The 22027-nt window shown below is 75.5% G+C and carries 17 protein-coding genes; 5 read left to right on the plus strand and 12 right to left on the minus strand.

Features of this window, described 5'->3' with window-relative positions:
• Nucleotides 1-56: 56 nt before the first annotated feature.
• Nucleotides 57-2009: an APC family permease gene (locus AC0VX0_RS06255; RefSeq protein ID WP_070709840.1), complete on the minus strand. Its 1953-nt coding sequence runs from the start codon at nucleotides 2007-2009 to the stop codon at nucleotides 57-59.
• 134 nt (nucleotides 2010-2143) lie between these two features.
• On the opposite strand from AC0VX0_RS06255, the gene AC0VX0_RS06260 reads away from it, so the two are divergent.
• Both AC0VX0_RS06260 and AC0VX0_RS06265 read left to right on the plus strand, forming a co-directional pair.
• A complete protein-coding gene (locus tag AC0VX0_RS06260; protein WP_070709841.1) occupies nucleotides 2144-2845 on the plus strand; it encodes a potassium channel family protein in 702 nt (233 codons plus the stop codon).
• Complete coding sequence (locus AC0VX0_RS06265; protein ID WP_129866806.1) at nucleotides 2842-3555, plus strand: potassium channel family protein; 714 nt, start codon at nucleotides 2842-2844, stop codon at nucleotides 3553-3555. Before AC0VX0_RS06260 ends, AC0VX0_RS06265 begins: the two co-directional genes overlap by 4 nt.
• Here AC0VX0_RS06265 and AC0VX0_RS06270 read toward each other — a convergent pair.
• Genes AC0VX0_RS06270 through dut form a run of 4 tightly spaced genes read right to left on the minus strand, consistent with a single transcriptional unit; the run spans nucleotide 3507 to nucleotide 5804 of the window.
• Nucleotides 3507-4211 (minus strand): DUF3159 domain-containing protein, encoded by a 705-nt coding sequence (locus AC0VX0_RS06270; RefSeq protein ID WP_020625079.1) that lies wholly within the window; start codon nucleotides 4209-4211, stop codon nucleotides 3507-3509. The genes AC0VX0_RS06265 and AC0VX0_RS06270 overlap by 49 nt on opposite strands.
• 23 nt (nucleotides 4212-4234) lie before the next feature.
• Nucleotides 4235-4552: a single stranded DNA-binding domain-containing protein gene (locus tag AC0VX0_RS06275; RefSeq protein ID WP_020625078.1), complete on the minus strand. Its 318-nt coding sequence runs from the start codon at nucleotides 4550-4552 to the stop codon at nucleotides 4235-4237.
• Nucleotides 4549-5325 carry a DUF3710 domain-containing protein gene (locus tag AC0VX0_RS06280; protein ID WP_020625077.1) on the minus strand — a complete coding sequence of 259 codons (777 nt, stop codon included), beginning with the start codon at nucleotides 5323-5325 and terminating at the stop codon, nucleotides 4549-4551. The genes AC0VX0_RS06275 and AC0VX0_RS06280 overlap by 4 nt, the downstream gene beginning before the upstream one ends.
• Nucleotides 5322-5804 carry a dUTP diphosphatase gene (gene dut / locus AC0VX0_RS06285; RefSeq protein ID WP_020625076.1) on the minus strand — a complete coding sequence of 161 codons (483 nt, stop codon included), beginning with the start codon at nucleotides 5802-5804 and terminating at the stop codon, nucleotides 5322-5324. The genes AC0VX0_RS06280 and dut overlap by 4 nt, the downstream gene beginning before the upstream one ends.
• A 117-nt stretch (nucleotides 5805-5921) precedes the next feature.
• Here dut and AC0VX0_RS06290 point away from each other — a divergent pair, with 117 nt between their 5' ends.
• Complete coding sequence (locus tag AC0VX0_RS06290) at nucleotides 5922-6464, plus strand: DUF3093 domain-containing protein (RefSeq protein ID WP_020625075.1); 543 nt, start codon at nucleotides 5922-5924, stop codon at nucleotides 6462-6464.
• Nucleotides 6465-6483: 19 nt separating this feature from the next.
• On the opposite strand, the gene AC0VX0_RS06295 is transcribed toward AC0VX0_RS06290, so the two are convergent.
• On the minus strand, nucleotides 6484-6783 hold the full coding sequence (locus AC0VX0_RS06295) for a DUF4193 domain-containing protein (RefSeq protein WP_002858157.1): 300 nt from the start codon (nucleotides 6781-6783) through the stop codon (nucleotides 6484-6486).
• Nucleotides 6784-7074: 291 nt separating this feature from the next.
• Here AC0VX0_RS06295 and sepH point away from each other — a divergent pair, with 291 nt between their 5' ends.
• A complete protein-coding gene (gene sepH / locus AC0VX0_RS06300) occupies nucleotides 7075-8499 on the plus strand; it encodes a septation protein SepH (RefSeq protein ID WP_020625074.1) in 1425 nt (474 codons plus the stop codon).
• 30 nt (nucleotides 8500-8529) lie between these two features.
• Here sepH and AC0VX0_RS06305 read toward each other — a convergent pair whose 3' ends face one another.
• From AC0VX0_RS06305 to AC0VX0_RS06315, 3 genes are read right to left on the minus strand one after another with little or no spacing between them, the layout of a single operon-like run.
• On the minus strand, nucleotides 8530-9711 hold the full coding sequence (locus tag AC0VX0_RS06305) for an alkaline phosphatase family protein (protein ID WP_043279609.1): 1182 nt from the start codon (nucleotides 9709-9711) through the stop codon (nucleotides 8530-8532).
• Nucleotides 9708-10376 (minus strand): DUF5998 family protein, encoded by a 669-nt coding sequence (locus AC0VX0_RS06310; protein ID WP_036382843.1) that lies wholly within the window; start codon nucleotides 10374-10376, stop codon nucleotides 9708-9710. Before AC0VX0_RS06310 ends, AC0VX0_RS06305 begins: the two co-directional genes overlap by 4 nt.
• 57 nt (nucleotides 10377-10433) lie before the next feature.
• Nucleotides 10434-13163, minus strand: a complete 2730-nt coding sequence (locus AC0VX0_RS06315) for a bifunctional acetate--CoA ligase family protein/GNAT family N-acetyltransferase (RefSeq protein WP_036382814.1) — start codon at nucleotides 13161-13163, stop codon at nucleotides 10434-10436.
• A 48-nt stretch (nucleotides 13164-13211) separates the two neighbouring features.
• On the opposite strand from AC0VX0_RS06315, the gene AC0VX0_RS06320 reads away from it, so the two are divergent.
• Nucleotides 13212-15818 (plus strand): DNA gyrase/topoisomerase IV subunit A, encoded by a 2607-nt coding sequence (locus tag AC0VX0_RS06320; RefSeq protein ID WP_355505097.1) that lies wholly within the window; start codon nucleotides 13212-13214, stop codon nucleotides 15816-15818.
• Between the two features lie 9 nt (nucleotides 15819-15827).
• Here AC0VX0_RS06320 and cydC read toward each other — a convergent pair whose 3' ends face one another.
• From cydC to AC0VX0_RS06335, 3 genes are read right to left on the minus strand one after another with little or no spacing between them, the layout of a single operon-like run.
• Nucleotides 15828-19343 (minus strand): thiol reductant ABC exporter subunit CydC, encoded by a 3516-nt coding sequence (gene cydC / locus AC0VX0_RS06325; RefSeq protein ID WP_377635806.1) that lies wholly within the window; start codon nucleotides 19341-19343, stop codon nucleotides 15828-15830.
• Nucleotides 19340-20362, minus strand: a complete 1023-nt coding sequence (cydB, locus tag AC0VX0_RS06330) for a cytochrome d ubiquinol oxidase subunit II (protein WP_036314110.1) — start codon at nucleotides 20360-20362, stop codon at nucleotides 19340-19342. The genes cydC and cydB overlap by 4 nt, the downstream gene beginning before the upstream one ends.
• Before the next feature lie 27 nt (nucleotides 20363-20389).
• Nucleotides 20390-21964, minus strand: a complete 1575-nt coding sequence (locus AC0VX0_RS06335) for a cytochrome ubiquinol oxidase subunit I (RefSeq protein ID WP_036314107.1) — start codon at nucleotides 21962-21964, stop codon at nucleotides 20390-20392.
• Between the last annotated feature and the right edge of the window lie 63 nt (nucleotides 21965-22027).

Genomic DNA, 22027 nt, shown 5'->3' on the forward strand with positions numbered 1-22027 from the left:
ATCGTGGGCGCGCCGTCGGACGGCGTCATCCGCCGTTCGCCGGGGCGCCGGGGCGGTCAGGAGCCCTGGCCCTCGTGAACCTGCCACGGCACCGAGCCCACCATCACGCCCGGCTCCCGCTGCAGCCGCCGCGTCTGACGGGTGGCGGTCCGGTTGTGCAGGAGCGTGCGCCAGCCCGGCCGCACCACGTACTCCGGGATGAACACCATGGTCAGGTCCCGCGGGGAGCGGCGTCGGTGCTCGCGCACATGCCGCACCAGGGGGGCCACCGTGTCGCGGTAGGGCGAGGCGATCACGGTGAGCGACATCGGCAGGCCGGCACGCTCCCAGGCGTCGATCACCTCCAGGGTGGCGGCGCGCTCGGCGTCCACGACGACGGCCTCGAGGGAGGACGGCCGCGACGCGCGGGCGTAGGCCAGCGCCCGCAGCGCCGGCCGGTCCAGCGTGGTCACGACGACCACCACGTGGACCCGCGAGGGCAGGGCCCGCGCGTCGTCCTGGGGGTCCGGTGCGAGCTCGCGGTCCACGTCCGCGTAGTGGCGGCGGATCCGCCCCATCACCAGCGAGCCGAGCACGATCGCCAGCAGCGCCACCCACGCCCCCTGCGTGAAGCGGGTGACCAGGACGACGACCCCCGCCAGCGCCGTGACCACCCAGGCCACCGCCGTGATGATCAGGCGCAGCCGGACGGCCGCGCGGGCCCGGGAGCCCGGTGTGTGCACGAGCCGGCGGCGCCACAGCCGCAGCATGCCGGCCTGCGCGAGCGTGAAGGCCAGCAGCACGCCGATGACGTAGAGCTGCACGAGCAGGGCGGTCCGGGCCTCGAAGAGCACCACGAGCGAGAGGGCCACGGCTCCCATCCCGAGGACGCTCCACGTGTGCACCAGCCGGTCGCTGCGGACCCTCAGCTGCCGGGGCAGGTAGCCGTCCTCGGCCACGCGCGCGGCCAGGGCGGGGAACGAGCGGAACGCCGACTTGGCCGCGAACAGCAGGAGCAGGGCGGTGGCCGCGATGGTGGCGACGGACAGGATGCTGCCCGGGCCGTACACGGTGTCCGCGAGCTGGGCGAGCACGGGGGCGGGGGCGCGGTCGGGCGTGACCTCGGCACCCGCGGCGTCCCGGAGGTTCTCCAGCTCCAGCCCGACGACGACGCCGGTGCGCTGGGCCAGGTGCATGACGCCCACGGTCAGCGCGCCGAGGGTGAGGGCCATCACGGTGAGCACCCACCGCACCGTGGGCACGGCCGGCCGGGCCATCAGGCGGGTGCTCGAGACCGGCACCTCGACGCCGGTGAGCAGCACGGATCCCGCGCTGAACGCGCGCAGGGCGAGCAGCGCCGTCGCCACGGTGCCGACGGTCCCGCCGACCCCGACGCCCTCCTGCGTCCACCCGGCCGTCGGCGCCGCGCCGAGCAGCCCACGGCCCTCCTGCCACAGGCCCGCCAGGACGAGCAGCGCGGTCAGGGCGACGAACACGCTCACGAGCACGGGCAGCACCCACCGAGACAGCCGCACCCCGCGGAGCGCGGCCAGCAGCACGCCCACGAGCGCGGCCGAGGCCACCAGCACACGGCTGCCGACGGTGAGTCCGGGGGCCAGCGCCGCCACGAAGTGGGCGAACGCGGCCACGGAGACCGCGGCGGTGAACACGAAGTCCAGCAGGAGTGCGGCCGAGGCGACGACGCCGGCCCTCGGGCCCAGCTTCGTGCCGGCCATGTGGTAGATGCCGCCGTGCGGAACGGCGGCGACCGCGGCGCGGAAGGACACGACGATGAGCAGCATCACCGCGACGACGGCCCAGCCGACGGCGGGTCCGAGCGCGAGCGCGGACGTGCCGGCGGCGACCAGGGTGAGGATGACCTCGTCCGGGGCGTAGGCGAGGGAGGACAGGGCGTTCGACGAGGTCACGGGCAGCGCCCGCCACCGGTTCATGCGGGGCTCGTCGGCGGCGTGCGACGTGACGGGGCGACCGAGGAGGCCGCGGCGCAGGAGGGAGGACAGCGTGGCCACCGCACCACGGTACCCCCGCCGGGCCCGGGCGCCGCGGCGACGCGGATGCTCCCGGACGTGCCCGCCGGATGCGAGGATGGAGCGCGCGTCGGCTCCCCGGCGCACGGAGCACCGCACGAGAGGCAGGGACGGGCATGGCCCACTACGTGATCGTCGGCGGCGGACGGGTGGGCACCCGGCTGGCGGCCGCGCTGGACGCGGCCGGTCACGGCGTCGCCCTCGTGGACCGCGACCCGCGGACCGTGGAGGGGCTGGCTCCCGGCTTCTCCGGCGAGCTCGTGGCCGGCGTGGGCTTCGACCGCTCCGCACTGCTCGCCGCCGGCATCGACCGCGCGCAGGGCCTGGCGGCCGTGACGGCGGACGACAACACGAACATCATCGCCGCCCGCGTGGCCCGCGAGACCTTCCACGTGGACCACGTGGTGGCGCGCATCTACGACGCCGACCGGGCCCGGCTGTACCAGCGCCTCGGCATCCCCACGGTCGCCTCGATCCAGTGGACGGCCGACCAGGTGCTGCGCCGGCTGCTGCCGGCCGGCACCGCCGACGCGGAGCACCGTGACGCCTCCGGCCGGCTGCTCGTGACCGAGCTGGTCCCCCACTCCTCGTGGTGGGGCCGTCGGCTGACCGACGTCGAGTCCTCGGTGGGGATGCGCATCGCCTACCTCACCCGGCTCGGCGACGGCCAGCTGCCCCGGTCGGGCGACCGCCTGCAGGAGGGCGACGTGCTGCACGCCGTCTACCCGGTGGACCGCCGGGACCAGGTGGAGGCCGCCCTGCAGGGCGAGGCACGCGTGCCGGACGGCACGGACGAGGACGAGGAGGGACGGGCATGAGGGCCGTCATCGCCGGAGCCGGCGCCGTGGGCGCCTCCATCGCGCGGGAGCTGCACGCGCACGGCCACGAGGTGGTCGTCGTCGAGGCGCGCACGGACGCGGCCCGCAAGGCCGACGTCGGCGGCGCCCGCCTCGTCCTCGGGGATGCGTGCGACCTGGCCGTGCTCGAGCAGTGCGGCGCCCTGGAGGCGGACGTGCTCGTCGCGGCGACCGGCGACGACCGGGTCAACCTCGTGTGCTCCCTGCTGAGCCGCTCGGAGTTCGGGGTCGGCCGCACCGTGGCCCGCGTCAACAACCCGCTCAACGACTGGCTCTTCGACGAGTCGTGGGGCGTGGACGTGGCCGTGTCCACCCCCTCGATCATGACGGCGCTCGTGGAGGAGGCCGTGGAGACCGGGGACCTCGTGCGCCTGCTCAGGCTGGAGGCCGGCGGCGCGGCGCTGTCCGAGTTCCGGGTCCCGGCAAAGCACTGGCTCGAGGGCCGGCGCATCGGCACCGTGTCCTGGCCGCAGGAGGCTCCGCTCGTGGCGGTCGTGCGCGACGGCGCCCCCCGGCAGGCGTCGGCGGACGAGGTCCTGGAGGTGGGCGACGAGCTCTTCTTCCTGGCCGCCGGCTCCGCCGAGCCGGCCCTGCGTCGCCTCCTCGTCGGCGAGGGCCGCGCTCAGGGACGCTCGGAGGCGGCGGAGTCCGCCGGCACGCCGTCGTCCTGACCGGGCGAGCTGACGGACCAGGCGAGCCAGAGCCCCAGGGCATAGAGCGGCAGGCCCATCACCAGGCGGGCCACCCCGAGCGCGGTGACGGCGTCCCCGAGGTAGAGGGGCACCTGCACCGCCAGGCGCAGCGCGAACACGGCCACGAGGATCCAGGTGGCCGCGGCGTAGGCGCGGCGCCGACGCCGGTGGGCCCGCCAGCGGGTGCCCTCGGCGCGCACGAGGCCGAGCACCAGGCCCGCCGCGGGCCAGCCCACGAGGACGGACACCGCGAACGCGAGGCCGTAGGCGGCGTTGGTGACGAAGCCCCACAGGTAGTAGTCGCGGGCCTGGCCGGTGGTCAGGGAGACCACGACGGACAGGACGACGACGGCGAGGCCGGCCAGCACCTGGACCGGCGACTGGCGCTGGACGAGGCGCGCGACGCCCAGCACGAGTGCGACCGCGACGGCCGCCACGCCGGAGGGCCACACCTGCTGGGTGGCGACGTAGCCGACCATGTAGACGAGGGTGGGCAGGGAGGCCTCGACGATGCCGCGCCAGCCACCGACGCTGCCCAGCGCGTCGAGGCGGCCGCGCTCGTCCAGGCGGGCTCGAGACGGCAGGGGGCCGGCCCCGTCCGGGGCGGCGGTGACGGGGCCACGCGGCTCGGTCATGGGCTCTCCTCTCGGGGCCGTGCTCAGCGCGTGGCCTCGGGCGCGTCGACCAGGTCGAACTCGGGGTTGTGCAGGGTGGGCACGCCGTCCATCTGGGTGACGCGGCCGCGGACCGTCAGCCACTCCCCCGGCATGACACCGGGCACGCGGCGCCGCCCGTGCCAGACCAGCTGCAGCGTCTCCGCGGGCGCCATGCTCCCGGGCGCGGGCAGGCGGTCGGCCAAGACCGCGCGGAAGACGGTCGCCTCGTCCGCGCCGGGCAGTGTGACGGAGGCGATGACGCCGCGGCGCTCGATGCGGCCCGCGGCGCCGGTCGGGCGGGCTGCGACGGCGGGGCTCACCGGGTCTCCGTGATCTCCGGACCGCGCTCGGGCAGCGCGGTGGCCTCCGGTGCCGCGCCGTCCCCCGGGCCGGTGGCGGTGTCCGCGAGCACGTCCCGGCCCTCGTCCGGGGCCGGGCGGCGACGCTGCAGCGGGCGCGCGTTGGGAGGCGGACGCAGGGGCAGCAGCTCGCGCGGCGGGAGCGGCTCGTCGCCCCGCACCACGACCAGGTCGGAGAACACCTGTTCCAGCGGCTCGGCGGCCTCCGGCTGGAAGGCGGCCTCGCCGTGGAACACGCCGCGGACGAACCAGCGCGGACCGTCCACGCCCACGAACCGGGCGACGTTCCACCCCGGCGAGCCGTCCGGCAGCGCCGCCGGCACGCGCGTGAGGATCTCGATGCCGAAGCGGCCGGTCTGCTCCTGCACGGTCGCGTGGGCGGTGGTCGACAGGGAGTCGTGCAGCTCGGCGCGCAGGTCGTCCCACAGGCCCGTGCGGCGCGGGGCGCTGAACGCCTGGACCTGCAGCGCCGAGCGGCCGAGGCTGACGGTGGCGGCGACGATCCGCTTCGTCGCGTCCTCGACGTCGAGGCGCAGCTTCATGCCCTGGACCGCCCGCAGGCGCAGCGACCCCAGGTCGATCATGCCGGCGGGATCCGGGCGGGTGGCGACGTCGTGCGGACCGACGTCGGCTGCCTCCGGCGCGGCGGCGATCTCGAGGTCGCGCTCCTCCAGCAGCTCGGCCGGCAGGCTGACCTGCTCGTGGCGCACGGTGCGGTTGCGTCCGAAGATCACGACGTCCTCCCAGGGGTGTTGTCGGCGGTGAAGCCGCCGGTCGAGCCGAAGCCGCCGGCCCCGCGCTCGGAGTCGGGCAGCGCGTCCACGGGCTCGAAGCGGGCCCGCACGACCGGCTGCAGCACGAGCTGGGCGATCCGGTCGCCGCGGCGCAGCACGATCGGCTCCGTCGGGTCCAGGTTGATCAGGGGCACCTTGATCTCGCCGCGGTAGCCGGCGTCGATGGTGCCGGGGGCGTTGACGACGCTCAGGCCGTGGCGGACCGCGAGGCCCGAGCGGGGGTGCACGAACCCCGCGTGGCCCTCCGGGATGGCCAGCGCCACGCCGGTCGGCACGAGGGCGCGCTCTCCCGGGGCCAGGGTCACGTCGACGGCGGTGCGCAGGTCCGCGCCCGCGTCGCCCGGCTGCGCGTAGGCGGGCGGGGCCAGGCCCGGATCGAGGGCGTGCAGGGGCACGGGCAGCTCGGCGGAGTCGGTCACGAGGCCCGACCCTACACGAGCACCCGTCGGCCCGGGGCCGCGTCGAGGCGGCCGGGCGGGCGCCCTCGCCGGTGCCGCGCGGCGGGACCGGAGTCCGGATGTGGGAAGCTGGGACCCATGCGTGATCCCCAGCAGCACCCCGTCGCCGATGCCTCCCGCCGCGCCCCCGGGGGCGCCGCGGCGGGACCCGATCCGGTCCTGTTCGAGGAGCGGTTGACGCCCTCCCCGGGGGTCTGGGCCGTGGCGCTCATGCTGGCGGCGCTGACGATACTCGTGTTCGCGCCGATCGACCTCGGGGTGGGCATCGCGGCCGCCGTCGCGTTCTTCGCCGTCGAGGTCCTGATCCTGGTGGCCACCACCCCGCGCATCGTGGTGCGCGAACGCACCCTCCAGGTGGGCCGCGCCAGCATCGAACGGCACCACGTCGGTCAGGTCACGGGGTATCGCGGCGAGGACGCCCGGGCCCAGCGCGGCCCGCTGCTGCACGGGCTGGCCTTCGTGAACGTGCGCGGCTGGATCGCGCCCGTCGTGCGGATCCAGCTGACCGACGAGCGCGACCGCACACCCTACTGGCTGACCAGCACCCGGCGTCCGGAGGAGCTGGTCGCGGCCCTCGGCGGGACCATGGCCCGGCAGGAGGGGACGGCCGAGGGCCGCTGACCGCCCCGGCGGCGGGGGCTCAGCCCTCGCAGTCGGTGCAGTAGATCAGGCCGTTCTTCTCACGCGCGGCCTGCGAGCGATGGCGGACCAGGAAGCAGGAGGCGCAGGTGAACTCATCCGACTGGGCGGGCAGCACCCGCACCATCAGCTCTTCACCCGAGAGGTCGGCGCCGGGCAGCTCGAACCCCTCGGCGGCCTCCGCTTCGTCCTCGTCCACGACGGCGGACTGGGTGTCCGTGCGCCGTGCCTTCAGCTCCTCGATGGAGTTCTGGCTCAGCTCTTCCTCGTTCTTGCGAGGGGCGTCGTAGTCAGTGGCCATGGGGTTTCACGCTCCGCTGGTGGGGGACGGCACCGGGACCGGTGCCGGCACTGCGCGGGCGGCGTCGTGGGCGGACCACGCGTCACCGGCCTGCGCCGTTGCGCGTAGATTGTGCACCATGCCCGAACCCGTGCCAAATGTTGTCGGGCATGCTCGCCCAGGGCGGATTCGCGCGGGCGCTCGTCCCTCGCCCGGGCCGTGGTCTGCGGCACGGCGGCTAGGATCGGGGCATGCCCGGCCGGGCGTCCGCATGCCCGGTGACCAGAACACGATGTGGGAGGGACCACCGCCATGGCAGAGCTGCGACTGACCGGACCCACCGAGGACGGCGACGCGCTGCGCCTGTCGGGGCCCGAGGGCGAGGAGCACACGCTCCCCCTCTCCCCCTATCTGCGCCGGCTGGTCATCGAGGGCGCCGCGCCCGAGGACGGGCGACCGGCCGAGGACGGCCCCGCGGCCTGGCACGACATGACGGAGATGGACGTCCCCGGGGCGGACGACGAGGACGCCGAGGGACCGGTGGACGCGGCGACGCACGCCGACGATGCCGCGGCGGAGGACGAGCGGGCTCCCGAGGCGCCCTCCGGCCCGGCCCGGCCGGACGAGGACCTCGCGCTCACCCCGCGGATCGACCCGCGGCCCGTGGCCGACGACTCGACCGCGGACGGACCGACCCCGGCGCCGCTGACCGACCAGGAGTCCGTCAAGGCCGCCGCGACCCAGGAGGCCGTGCCCCTCACCCCCCGGGAGATCCAGCAGCGCATCCGTGCGGGCGCCTCCGTGGAGCAGGTGGCCCGGGAGAGCGGGAACGCGTTCTCGCGCATCCGCACCTACGGTCACCCCGTCTTGGCCGAGCGCGACTGGATCGCCCGGCAGGCCCGCGCCGTCGAGGTCTGGGTCGGCGGGCCCGACCTCTACTCGGACCTCGTCCAGGACGGCGGCCCCACCACGCTCGGCGAGCTCGCCGCGCACCGGCTCGCCGAGCTGGGCGTGGACGAGGCGAGCCTCGAGTGGGACGCGTGGCGCGAGGACCAGGCCGGCTGGACCGTGGCCGCCCGGTTCGCCGTGGCCGGTGCGAGGAGTCTGCCCACCCGCGAGGAGCCGCCGGCGCTCTGGACGTTCCGCCCGGCCGGACGCCACCTCGAACCCGAGAACGCCTGGGCCCGCGCCCTGTCCGAGGCGGAGGCCTGGGACCTGGTCCCCCGCGCCCCCGCGGCCGAACCGGTGACGGACGACGTGGACGCCGAGGACGCCGTGACCCCCGCGGGTGCGCACTCCCCGGCCGCCGACCGCGACGCCGATCTGCTGGAGATCCTGCGGGTGCGCCGGGGTCAGCGTGTGGGCGCGGACCTGGAGTCGGACGACGCGCTCGCGCACCTGATCGCTCGCGAGCACCAGGACCGGAGTCGGCGCGAGGCCGCCCAGGCGCCCGAGCGGCTCGCCCCGGTCGACGCCGAGGGGGCCCTGACGACCGCCGACGACGCCCCGGTCGTCGACGCGCCGGAACCGGCCGCCGAGACCGACCGCGCCGAGGACACTGCCGCAGACGTCGCGGACGCGGGTGTCGAGGACGAGGGGGCGGAGCCCGCGCCTCGCGAGCGTGCCGCGCGCCCTGCCATGCCGACCGTCACGCCGCGCCCCCGGGCCCGCTCGGCCGCTCGCCGCGCGTCCGTGCCCAGCTGGGACGAGATCGTCTTCGGCCGCAAGGGCGACTGACCCCGGCCCGGCCCCGGCCGCGGGGCGGGCTCAGCGGTGCCAGGTGAGCAGCGGGACCTCCCGCTCGGCGCGCGTGGGCGCGCCGTGCTGGCCCACCATCTCGAAGGCGTGCGGGGGCACCCGCCGGCCGTCGTAGAGGGCCAGATCCCCGTGCACGGCGACGAGCAGATCCCCGATGCGGGCACGGACCCGGTCCTCGACGACGGCGCCGAACCAGCCGGCGTCGACGGCCTCGTCCCGCGTGAGCACCCACGCGTGCGCCCCGTAGCGCTCGGCCCAGGTGCGCCGCACCCTCGCGCGCACGTCCGGACCCGCGTCGGACCGGAAGTGCAGCTGCACGAGGCGGGGCTCCCCCGCGGTGTGCGCGATCCCCTCGAGCAGCGCGGGGTCGGCGAGCTCCCCGGCCTCGTCCAGGGCGGCGTAGTCCACGCGGCGCGACGGCGGCACGTCGACCATGCCGTGGTCGCCGGTGGCGAGCACCACCGTCCCGGCGGGCACGCGGTCCACCAGGCGCCGCACCGCCGCGTCGATCTCCTCGAGGGCGTGCAGCCACCGTTCCGAGCCCACGCCGTCCCGGTGGCCGGCCTTGTCCAGCTCGTTGACGTAGAAGTAGACGAGCGTGGGCACGCGCGCGTCCTTCATCACGCGTTCGGCGGCCTGGGCGCGGGCGATCAGGGTGCGACCGGCCACGAACCGGCCGCCACGCAGCCCCGCCCGTGTCAGGGCCGAACGCTCGAAGGCGGGCAGCGAGACCGTGACGGCGTCCACGCCGGCCGCGGCGGCGCGCTCGAACACGGTGGGCTTCGGCTGCCACCCCACCGGGTCGGTGGCCTCGTCCCAGCCGCCCAGCTGATTGATCACCACGTCCCGGTCCGGGTCGAGCACGTCGTAGCCGGCCACGCCGTGCTCCCCGACGTCCAGCCCGGTGCCCAGGCTCGTGAGGGAGGCGGCCGTCGTGGTGGGCACGGCCACCTCGAGGACGCGGCCGCCGTCGGCCATCGCCGAGCGCAGCGTGGGGGCGTGGCCGCCGAAGCGCTTCAGCAGGGACCGTCCGAGGCCGTCCACCAGGGCGACGACCACGCGGCGGCCCGCCGGGACCGCGAGCGCGTTCTCACAGCCCGGGACACCGAGGGCGGCCGCGGCGGAGGTCAGGACGGAGCGCAGGGCACGGTCGGCGGGGACCACGCCCGCGGGGAGGGCGGGCCCCGTCACGTGGTGGCCGCCAGGTGGGCGCGGCGCAGGGCCCGGGCGAAGGCCAGGGCGCCGTCGACGGCCCCCTGCCCGTCGGCGTCGGCGGCGACGCGGATCACGAGGTCCTCGCGGGTGGCGGTGCCGGTGTAGCCGTGGTCGAGGTCGCACTGGGGGTCGGCGCAGCCGGCGGGCTGCAGGTCCAGTCGCTGGCCTCCGGCCCACATCAGCCCGAGGGTCATCTCGGCCACGGGGTCGGACGGCCGGAAGCGGGCGGGGTCGGCGTGGCCGGTGGTCAGGACCACGGAGCCGAGGGCGCGGACCGGGACCATCTCGGTGGAGACCTGGGCGAGGACCGCCTGGCCGGCCGGGTCGGCGGCGTGGTCGTCGAGGTGGACGGCCAGCAGGGTGTCCCCGGCGAGCACGAGGGCCGTGATGTGCCGGTGGATCTCCTCGTAGTCGAAGTGCGTGTCCACGTGGACGAGGTGCGCGTCCGGGGTGCGGCCTTCGAGCTCGACGGCGATGGCGTGCGCCACGAGGTCCGGGTAGAAGCCGGCGCGGACGAGCGAGGCGTCGAGGCCGCCGCTGCCGTCCAGGGTGCGGGCCTCGCGCTGCCGGCCCTCGGCCTCGGGGGCGTCGGGGCGGTGGTCGGGACGGCCGGGCTCGTGACTCCTGCGGAACGGGCTCATGTCCCCCATGCTACGGGTCCGGTGCCGGGCCGTCCGGGCCCGCTGTGGACGGCCCGGTCAGCGGCCGCGCAGCGCGCGCCGGGCCGAGTCGGTGCGGCGGGCCGCGTTGGCGACGTGCACCTCGGCCTGCAGCACCGTCACGCCCTCGGGGGCGGCCAGCACGGGCGCGAAGCGCAGGCGGGCGACCTGCGGCAGGTCGTCCTTGAGGACGCTGACGCGGCCCACGAGGTCCTCCAGCGCGGCGAGGTTGACGGAGGGCACCCCGCCGGTGCCGCGCAGCTTCACGGCGGCGCGGGGGGCGCGGACCATGCGGGCCACGTCCCGGTCCGTGAGCGGGGGCACGCGGTGCACCCAGTCCCCCAGCAGGTCCGTGGCGTCGCCGGCGATGCCGAAGGAGACCACGGGGCCCAGCAGCGGGTCCTCGAGCGCCGTGAGCATGCAGGCCTGGCCGGCGGGGGCCATGGCCTGGACCTCGAGCTCGCGCACGCCGAACGGCGCGAGCAGACGGCGCATGTGCTCGACGTTGCGGCGCAGGGAGTCGGCGTCCACCACGTTCAGGCGGACGCCGCCCAGGTCGAGTCGGTGCCGCAGGTGGGGGTCCACGGCCTTGAGCGCCACGGGGAAGCCGAGCCGCTCGGCGGCCGCCACGGCCTCGTCGGCGGTCTCGAACCGGGCCGAGGGCAGCACGGTGATCCCGTAGTGGCCCAGCAGCGTCTCGGTCTCCTCGTCGGAGAGCCGGACGAGTTCGGTGCCCTCGGCACGCGCGGCGGCCGCCTCCACGAGCTCCTCGGCCTCGTGCGGGTGCAGGCCGGTCGGCTCGAGCGGCTCGCCGACCTCCTGGCGGCGCCAGTGGACGTAGTCCGCGAGCGCGCCGAGCACGGTCATGGCCTGCTGCGGCGACGGGTAGAAGGGCAGACCGGGCTGCAGGGAGCCGGGCTCGGCGTCGTCGTCGACGGGACCGGCGGCGCCGAGCGTGGCCCCGCGGTAGCGCGGGGAGACGACGTCGGTCAGGCAGCCGAGCACGGGGATGCGGGCGTCCCGGGTCGCGTCGGCGAGGGCGTGGGCCAGTCGCTCCGGCTCGTCGTCCGCCTGGTGCAGGCCGAGGCGGGCCAGCACCACGACGGCGTCGGCCTGCTCGTGGCGGACGGCGTCCCGGACGGCGGAGACCAGCGTCTCGGCGGGCGGGGCGATGCCCTGCTCGCTGCCGACGAGGCCGACGGTGGCCGTGACCTCCAGCCCGGCCTCGGCCGCGGCGTCGCGGCCCAGCCGGTCCAGGGCGAGGGAGTCGGCCACGAGGACGACGCGGTGGCCCGTGGGCAGCGGCTGGCTGGCCACGGCCATGAGGATGTCGAGCATGGCCTCGTGCGTGTGGGCCTCGAGCACGCCGGTCTGGTCGAGCATCGAGTCCACGGTGCCCTCGGGGGCCTGGGTGGTGCGGGTCTCGTGGCCCGGGGGCAGGAAGCGCCCGGTGACGTCGGAGCGGACCACCACGACGGGCTTGGTGCGGGAGAGCCGCCGGGCGATGCGGGAGAACTTGCGTGGGTTGCCGAACGACTCGAGGTACACACCGACGGCGGCGGTGTGGGGGTCCGCCTCGAAGAACTGCATGGCGTCGTTGCCCGAGACGTCCGCACGGTTGCCGGCGCTGATCGAGGTGGAGATCCCCACCCCGCGGCGCTTGACGCCGGCGGAGACCATGGCGCCGACGGCGCCGGACTGGCTGAACAGCCCGACGGGGCCGCGCTGGGCCAGGCCCGGGGACGGGGAGGCGTTGAGGCGGATCGCGGGGTCGGTGCGGACCAGGCCGGCCGAGGCCGGGCCGATCACGCGCATGCCGTGGGCGCGGGCGAGGGAGACCAGGCGGCGCTGGGCCTCGAGCCCCTCGGCGCCGGCGTCGGCGTAGCCCGAGGTGAGGACCACGAGGCCCTGGGCCCCGGCCGCGGCGGCCTCGGGGATGAGGGCCTCGACCTCGTCGGCGGGCACAGCGACGACGACGAGGTCGACCGGCTCGCCGATGTCGGCCAGGGAGCGGTGGGCGGTGAGGCCCTGGACGTCCTCGGCGGCGCGGTTCACGGCGTGGACGGCTCCCGTGAAGCCCGCCTCGAGGACGTGGCGCAGCACGAGCGAGCCGACGGCCTGCGGATCGCGGGAGGCGCCGACGACGGCCACGGACGCGGGCTCGACCAGCTCGGCGACGCTGCGGGACTCGGCGCGGTGCTCGCGGGACTCGACGACGGCGCGCCACCGGGCGGTGGGGTCGATGGGGAACTCGACGGCCACGACGCCGTCCTCGAAGCGGCGAGTCACCTCGAAGCCGGACTCCTGGAACACCGAGAGCATCTTGCGGTTCTCGGGCAGGACCTCGGCGGTGAAGCGGCGGATGCCGTTCTCGCGGGCGGCCACGGCGAGGTGCTCCATGAGGATGGAGCCCAGTCCGCGGCCCTGCGCGGCGTCGGAGATGTTGAAGGCGACCTCCGCGGCGTCGGAGTCCCCGTAGCGGTCGTAGCGGCCCACGCCGAGCAGTCGGCCGCCGCGGGTGATCACGAACGCCACCCGGTCCCGGTGGTCCACGTGGGTGAACCGGTCCAGGTCCTTGGCGCTCAGCTCGGACTTGTACGTGAAGTAGCGCAGGTAGATGGAGTTCTCGGACTGCCCGGCGTGCATGCGCTGCAGCTCGGCGGCGTCCTCGGGCGAGATGGGCCGCAGGTGGGCCGTCGCACCGTCACGGAGCACCACATCGGCCTCCCAGTGGGAGGGATATCCGCGGACGGCTTCGGTCTCACCCATAGGATCACTGTAGACAATCCCCGACGCCGTGAGGACTCCCCGACCACCATGATGGCCCGTTCATCCCGTTCCCGCCCCGCCGAGCAGGACGCCCCGCGCCCGCTGCCGCTGGAGCAGGAGAACATCGTCGACGTCGACGTCTCCGAGGAGATGGAGGCGTCCTTCCTCGAGTACGCCTACTCGGTGATCTACTCGCGCGCCCTGCCGGACGCGCGCGACGGCCTCAAGCCGGTGCAGCGGCGCATCCTCTACATGATGTCCCGCATGGGCCTGCGCCCGGACCGCGGCCACGTGAAGTCCGCCCGTGTGGTGGGCGAGGTGATGGGCAAGCTGCACCCCCACGGCGACGCCGCGATCTACGACGCGATGGTCCGCCTCGCCCAGCCGTTCTCCCTGCGCCTGCCCGTGGTGGACGGGCACGGCAACTTCGGCTCGCTCGACGACGGCCCCGCGGCCCCGCGCTACACGGAGGCCCGCATGGCCCCGGCCGCCCTGGCGCTCACCGCGGACCTCGACGAGGGCACCGTGGACTTCGTCCCCAACTACGACAACCAGCTCCAGCAGCCGGCCGTGCTGCCCGCCGCCTACCCCAACCTGCTCGTCAACGGCACCACCGGCATCGCCGTCGGCATGGCCACGAACATGGCCCCGCACAACCTGCGCGAGGTCGTGGCGGGCGCGCGCCACCTGCTCGCGGACCCCGAGGCGGACCTCGAGGCGATCATGGCCCACATCCCCGGCCCCGACCTCCCCTCGGGCGGCCGGATCGTGGGGCTCGACGGCGTCCGCGACGCCTACGCGACCGGCCGCGGCACGTTCCGCATGCGGGCCGCCGTCGCCGTGGAGCAGGTCTCCGCGCGGCGCACCGGCCTGGTCGTCACCGAGCTGCCGTACGGCGTGGGCCCCGAGAAGGTCATCGAGCGGATCAAGGCCGGCGTCGACGCGAAGAAGCTCAGCGGCATCGCCGACGTGGTGGACCTGACGGACCGCAAGAACGGGCTGCGCCTGCAGATCGAGCTCAAGTCCGGGTTCAACCCCCAGGCCGTGCTGGCCGCCCTGTACCGGCACACCCCGCTCGAGGAGACGTTCGGGATCAACAACGTGGCGCTCGTCGACGGGCAGCCGCAGACCCTGGGCCTGCTGTCCCTGCTGCGGGTCTACGTGGACCACCGTCTGGACGTGGTGCGGCGCCGCACCGGACACCGCCTCGGCAAGCACCGCGACCGCCTCCACCTCGTCGAGGGCCTGCTGCTGGCGCTCGTGGACATCGACGAGGTCATCGAGATCATCCGTTCCTCGGACGACACCGCGGCCGCGCGCACCCGCCTCATGGGCGTCTTCGACCTCACCCAGGTGCAGGCCGATCACATCCTGGAGCTGCGGCTGCGCCAGCTGACGAAGTTCTCCCGCATCGAGCTGGAGGCCGAGCGCGACGAGCTGCAGGCCGCGATCGCCGAGCTCGAGGCGATCCTCGCCTCCGACGCGCGGCTGCGCGAGGTGGTCTCGTCCGAGCTGCAGGCCGCGGCCGACGAGCACGGCGACGACCGCCGCACGGTCCTGCTCGAGGCCGAGACCGCCGCGGCCCCCGCCGCCGGGCCCGCGCCGTCCGGGCCGACCCCCGCCGGCGCCGCGGAGGCCGGGGCGGACCTGATGGTCCCGGACACGGCGTGCTGGGCCCTGCTCTCCACCTCCGGACGCCTGCTGCGCACCGTGGACCGCACGCCGATCGCCCCGCAGGGCCGGCGCCGCAAGCACGACGCCTTCGCCTCCGTGGTCCCGACGACGGCCCGCGGCGAGATCGGGGCCCTCACCTCCGCCGGCGCGCTGCACCGCCTCCAGGCCGTCGACCTGCCGGTGGCCGGCGAGCCGTCCGCGGCCCCCGCGATGACCGCGGCCCTCCCCGCCGCGGAGCTGGTGCCCCTGGCCAAGGGCGAGACGCTCGTGGCCCTGGTCCCCCTGGACGCCGTCCTGGCACTGGGCACCGCCCACGGGGTCGTCAAGCGCGTCCGGCCGGAGTGGCCCCTGAACCGCCAGGTCGTCGACGCCGTCGCCCTGAAGGACGGCGACGCGGTGGTCGGCGCCGCCCCCGCTCCGGACGAGGCCGACCAGCTCGTCTTCCTCACCCGCACCGGCCAGCTGCTGCGCTACGCCGCCTCCGCCGTGCGCCCCCAGGGCCCGGCCGGCGGCGGTGTCGCGGGCATCCGGCTGGCCGCCGGGGACACGGTGCTCGCGTTCGGGGTGGCCCCCGCCGCCTCCCTCACCGAGACCGGTGCGGACGCCGCGGCCCACCCGCGGCCCGCCGTCGTGGTGACCGTGACGGACGGCGAGGCGGACGTGCTCGGCTCCGCCCCGGGCTCCGTCAAGGTCACCCCGCTCGGGGAGTATCCGGCCAAGGGCCGCGGCACCGGCGGCGTGCGCGCCCACCGGCTGCTCAAGGGCGAGAGCGGCCTCGAGCTCGGCTGGATCGGCGCCGCGCCCGCGCTCGCGGCCTCCCGGGCCGGCGTGGCCCGCGCGCTGCCGATCGAGTACGGGCGCCGGGACGGCTCGGGCGTGCCCGTGGACCAGCGCATCGAGGCCGTCGGTGCCGGCGCCTCCCCCGAACTCGTCTCAGCCCCGCCCGCCGAGGAGGACGCCGTGGCCGTGTCCGCGGACTGATCAGGGGCCTTAGCGGCCGATCCGCACCGGGACGTCGCCGTCCTCCAACAGCCTGCCGTCATGGGTGACGACCACGACGATCCTGTCCGTCAGGGCCTGGCGCAGATCCCTCATGAGGGCGCGTGCCTCGTCGGCGTCCACGTGTGCGGTCGGCTCGTCCAGCAGCACGACATCGGCGCGGGCCACGAGTGCCCGGGCCACGGCCAGGCGTTGACGCTGCCCGCCTGAGAGCCGCTGCCCGCCTGGGCCGACGCGCGTGTCCAGGCCCTGCGGTGCGGCGGCCAGCCACGGACCCAGTCCCACCAGCTCGAGCACGGCGGTGAGCTCTGCGTCGGACGGGGCGTCCGCGACGCCGCGGGCCAGGGCGAGATTGCCGCGCGCCGTGGAGTCGAAGATCAGGGCGTCCTGCGGGGTCCAGGCGACCCGGGCCAGCGCCGTCGCGTCCGGGCGGGCCGGGTCCGACTGGGGCGTCGGGGGCGAGGTCCCGAGCGTGTACCGGCCGGCGGTCAGGGGCAGGAAGCCCAGCAGCACGGCCAGCAGGGTCGACTTCCCGGACCCGGAGGGCCCGGTGACGACGGCGACGTCCCCGGGGGCCAGGTCGAGCTCCAGGTCGGTCCACAGCGGGGCCGCACCGGGGTGGGCGAAGGCGGCCTCGACCAGGCGCAGGCGGCACACCCGTGCCTCCGGCTCTGCGGCCTCCGCCGGCTCAGGCGGCGCCGCGGCAGCTCCGCCCTCCTCCGGGCCGAGCAGCTCGCCGGTCGCCCGCGCCCGATCCGCCAGGGTGCCCCAGTGCTGGGCGGCGGCGGCCAGCGCCCCATAGGGCTCGGCCCAGGAGAGTGCGAGCAGCACCACCAGGGCCGCGACCGGCGCTGAGGTGCCGGTGTGGGCCGCCGCGGCCGCCGCGGCCACCGCGATCCCCCCGGAGGCCGCGACCGCCAGCGCCCGGCCCCCGCCGGCGGCCCACGCGGCCCGACGGCGGGGACGCTGCAGCCGGTCGTCCAGCACCGCCAGTCCCCTCAGCGCAGGCTCGGTCAGCCCCAGCCCGCGCAGGTCCCCGGCCGCGTTCAGCACGGCGGCCACACGGTCGACGAGCGCGCCCTGCCCTCGCACCTGGGCCGCGGTCTGGCGGCGGTCCAGGACGGCGACCAGCGCGGGGATCACCACCAGGGCGACCGCCCCGGGCACCAGGGCCACGACCGCCAGCTCCGGGGCCAACGCCCAGGTCAGGGCGGCGGTGGCCAGCCAGGCGAGCAGGGCCGCCGGGGCAGGCACGAGCACCCGGGGCACCGCGTCCCGAAAGGCGTCCACGTCCGAGACCAACAGGGACAGGGCGCCGTCGGTCCGGCCCACCCGCCCCCACAGCCGGGGTTGACGGCCCAGCGCGTCCCACAGGCGCAGCCGCAGCTCCGTGGCCCAGCCGAACACGGCGTCGTGGGTGGTCAGCCGGTCCAGGTAGCGGAACACGGCCCGGGACAGGCCGAACCCGCGCACCAGCACGATCACGGCCAGCAGGTAGAGCACCGGCGGCCGCGTCGAGGCGGTGACGATCAGCCAGCCGGACAGTGCCGCCAGCAGTGCCGCGGACACGTGGGTCCCGGCGGCCCAGCCGATGCCGGCCCAGAGCTTCGGTTGCCGCCACGGCAGCAGCCGCAGTCCGGCCCGCAGCGAGACCTGTCGCGGGGTGACCGGCTCCGGCCGCGCACGCCCCTGGGCGGCGGCGACCGGCATAGCCGTGGCCGGGGATCCGGCGGTCGGACCGGCGCCGGGGGCCAGCCGGACGATGGCGTCGGCGGCCGTCAGCAGGGTGGGATCGTGGGAGGCGGCCAGCACGGTGCACTGCGGCGTGCTCAGCCCGGGCACCGCACCGGAGGGCAAGGCCGCGAGGGTCTCGACGACGACGGCGGCGACGGCGCCGTCCAGGTGGGCGGTGGGCTCGTCCAGGAGTACGAGCCACGGGCCGGTCCCGTCCGCGGCGTGCAGGCGGGCCAGGAGGCGGGCGACCGCGACCCGCCGGCACTCCCCCGGACTCAGATCGGCCGGGTCCCGCTCCTGGAGACCCTCGAGCGCCACGGCGGCCAGCACGGCGGAGCGAACGGGACCGGGCAGCGCACCCCCGGCGGCCAGGTCCAGTTCGCCGGCGACCGTGCGCTCGGTCAGCACGGGGTGCTGCCCGATCCAGAGGGTGCGTTCCGTGTCGACTCCGGCGACCCGGCCGGTGGCCTCGGCGGCGTCCTGGCGCAGCAGGCCGGCCAGCAGACGCAGGACGGTGGACTTGCCGGTGCCGGAGGGCCCGGCCAGGGCGGTCAGATGCCCCGGGGGCGCGGTGAGGTCGAGACCCTCGAGCACCTGCCGTCCGGCCATCCGGACGCTCAGGTCCTGCACCAGGACGCCGCCGTCCCGGTCCGGCCCGGAGGCCGGCCCGAGCGTGTCGAGCACGGGGGCCGGGACGGGGGCGTCGGCCGCGGCCCGGGCGCGGGACTCGGCCTCGCGGCCGTCCTCGGAGGCGTGGAAGGCCGCGCCGACCTCCCGCAGCGGCAGGTAGAGCTCGGCGGCGAGGATGAGGACCACCAGGCCGTCGAGAAGCGCCATCTGCCCGTTCACCAGGCGCAGTCCGATGAACACCGCCATGACGGCCACGGACAGGGAGGCGATCAGCTCGAGGGCGAGACCGGAGAGGAATGCGGTGCGCAGCGTGACCATCGTGGCCGCGTGGTGCCGCTGGGAGACCTCCTGCAGAGCGCGGCGCTGGACGCCGGCCCGGTGGAGTCCGACGAGCACCGGCAGGCCGCGGGCGAGCTCCAGCAGGTGCCCGGCCAGCCGGTCGAGCCCGTCCTGGGCGGCATCGATGCGCTCCTGGGTGTGGCGGCCCACCAGGATCATGAACAGGGGAACCAGGGGCAGGGTGATGGCGGCCACCACGGCGGAGACGAGGTCGTGGGTGAGGATCCACACGCCCAGGGCCGCCGGGACCACGGCGGTGGCGGCCAGCGCGGGCAGGGCTTCGGTGTAGTGGTCGTCCAGGCTCTTGAGGCCGTGGGTGACCACGACGGCATCGGCGCCGGAACGGGGGCGTCCGCCGTCGGCGGCGGCCAGCCGTTGGGCGACGACGGCGGCCCGCACCTGCTGCTGGGCCCCCAGCGCGGCGCGGCGGCCCACCACGCGCTGCCCCGCCTCCGCCAGGGCACGCAGGGCCACCCCGGCCGCCCCGAGCAGCACGGGGCCGCTCAGGGTCTGCGCGGCGGGCACAGGGCCCACGGGGGCCGGCGGGTGGAACAGCAGGTCGAGCAGCCGGGCGGAGTCCTCGGGGTCCAGGGTCATCGCCAGGCCGGTGATCAGCCGGGCCAGGGATTCGGCGAGCAGGATCCAGCCGAGCGCGCGCAGCACGGCGAGGGCCAGCAGGGCCGGCAGGGCCCGAAGTGCGGCCGGGGTCATCGGGGGCCGGGCCCGACGGGTCGGGCCCGGAGGCGGCCCGGCCGCCGAGGCGGAGCGCTCGACGGCCGGGGCGGCGGGGCGGCTGGGGCTCACAGCGGCTCCACCAGGTGGGCCTCCGGGATGTGGGTGTCGGCCAGACGGCGGCGGAACATCCAGTAGGACCACCCCGTGTAGGCCAGCACGATGGGCACGAAGATCAGGGAGATCACGGCCATCAGGCCCAGGGTGTACGGGCCGGAGGAGGCCAGCTGAGCGGTGAGGCTGAACTGCGGGTCCACCGTGGAGGGCAGCACCACCGGGTACTGGGTGACCATGATCGCCGTCCACGCCAGCACCAGAACCAGCGTCAGGGACGTGAAGGCCAAGCCCTCGCGGCCGGCCCGGGCGGCCACCACCGACGCGGCCACCGCCACGACGGCCAGCACCAGCAGCGCCCAGGTCCACGGGCGGTCGCCGCGGGCCACCACGAGCCCTGCCCAGACCAGCAGCGGCAGCACGGCCAGCGGGGTCCACGTGGACAGGAAGCGGGCGGCCGACCGGCGGGGGGCGCCGTCGGTCTTCAGGCCGATGAACGCCCACGCCTGCGCCAGGGAGAAGCCGACCACGGCCAGACCACCGAGCAGCGCCGGGCCGGTCACCCACACGAAGGGGCCGCCCACCCGGTCCCCGTTGGCGTCCAGCGGCAGGCCGGTCGTCGTCAGCACGAGCAGCACGCCGGCCATGAAGGCCGCCAGGAACGAGCCGATGCCCAGGGTCCAGGTCCAGATCTCCCGGCCGGCGTCGGTGGCGGCCTTGCCGCGGTACTCGATGGACACCGCCCGCAGGATCAGACCGAACAGCATCACGAGCATCGGCAGGTACAGGGTGGAGAACACCGCCGCGTACCAGAACGGGAAGGCCGCGAACATCGCTCCGACGGCGGTGATCAGCCACACCTCGTTGCCCTCCCAGACGGGGCCGATGATGTTCAGCAGCACCCGGCGCCGTGGCTCGTCCCGCGCCCAGAAGCGCACGAGCATGCCGACCCCGAGGTCGAAGCCCTCGAGGGCCAGGTAGCCGAGCCAGAGCACGGCGATGATGACGTACCAGTAGACGGGAAGGACCTCAGCCATGGTCGTGCTGTCCTCTCTGCGAGCGGGTCAGTAGGCGAACGCGAGCACGTCGTCGCGGTCGCGCTTCTGTTCATCGGAGTGCTCGGCGGCGGTGAGCTCCGGCATGGCGGCCGGGACGCCGCCGCGGACGAACCGGGTCAGCAGGAAGACCTCGACGCCCAGCAGCACCGCGTAGATCCCGACCAGGACGATCAGGGACACGAGGACCTCTTCACCCGTGACCCCGGGCGAGACGGCCGCGGCGGTGAACATGTACACCTGATCCACGCCCATCGCCGGGTTCGGGTACACCACGAACGGCTGCCGGCCCATCTCGGTGAACACCCAGCCGGTCATGTTCGCCGCGAACGGCGCCCCGATCGAGGCCACGGCCAGGCGCATCCAGCCACGGGAGGCCGGGACGGTGCCGCGGCGGGAGAACCACAGCGCGCCCAGTGCCGCGAGCGCGCCGAGTCCGCCGAAGAGGATCATGAGCCGGAATCCCCAGTAGGTGACCTCCATCAGCGGCAGATAGGAGATCTCGCTGCCGGCGCGGTCGCCGTAGAGCTCGGAGTCGGGCAGGTGCGTGCCGTACTTCTGCTCGAACTCCGGCAGCAGGGTGTTGATGCCGCGCACCGGCGTGGTGAAGTCCTCGTACGCGAGGTAGGAGAGCAGGCCCGGCACCTCGATCACGCCCTGGACGTCCTCGCAGGTGGTCGCTCCACCCGAGCGCACATCGCCGAGGGTGAGCACGGAGAACGCGGTGCCGTCGTGGCAGGCGGCCTCCGCGGCGGCCATCTTGGTGGGCTGGAAGTGGATCATCTGCTGGGCCTGGGCATGGCCGGAGAATGCGGTGCCGACGAAGCCGATCAGGGCGACGGCCGCCCCGGCGCGCAGCGAGGTGAGCCAGACGCGGTGGTCGGTGCGGTCCCGGGCGGCGGTGCCGGCGTCGCCGACGACGACCCGGCCCGCCTCGTCCACGACGTCGATGCCGTCCCGGCGGCGCTTCCACAGGTGGTACCAGGCGATCCCCACGAGGAAGCCGCCGGCCACGGCCCAGGAACCGAAGATGGTGTGCGGGTAGTGGGTGAGGACGATCGGGTTGGTCAGCACGGCGCCGAGGTCGTTGAGCACCGGGCGGCCGTCGACGACCTCATAGCCCACCGGGTGCTGCATGAAGCCGTTGGCCACCATGATGAAGTAGGCCGAGAGGTTGATCCCCAGCACCGCGCACCACAGGGCGGCCAGGTGGAGTCTGCGCGGGATCCGGTCCCAGCCGAAGATCCAGATGCCCAGGAACACCGATTCCAGGAAGAACGCGATGAGCGCCTCGAGGGCCAGCGGCGCCCCGAAGACGTCCCCGACGAACCGGGAGTACTCCGACCAGGCCATGCCGAACTGGAACTCCTGCACCAGCCCGGTGGCCACGCCCATGATGAAGTTGATCAGGAACAGCTTTCCCCAGAACTTCGTCATCCGCAGGTAGTGGTCCTTGCCCGTGGCGACCCAGAGGGTCTGCAGGACGGCGACGACGAGGCCGAGTCCGATGGTCAGCGGGACCATGAGGAAGTGGTAGACGGTGGTGATGCCGAACTGCCACCGTGCGAGTTCGAGGGGATCCACGAGGCTGCGCTCCTGAGACAGGCGTTCGACCGCGACAACGCGGTCGCTGGATACCACCACCCT

This window comes from Micrococcus sp. iso_26, from assembly GCF_056172975.1.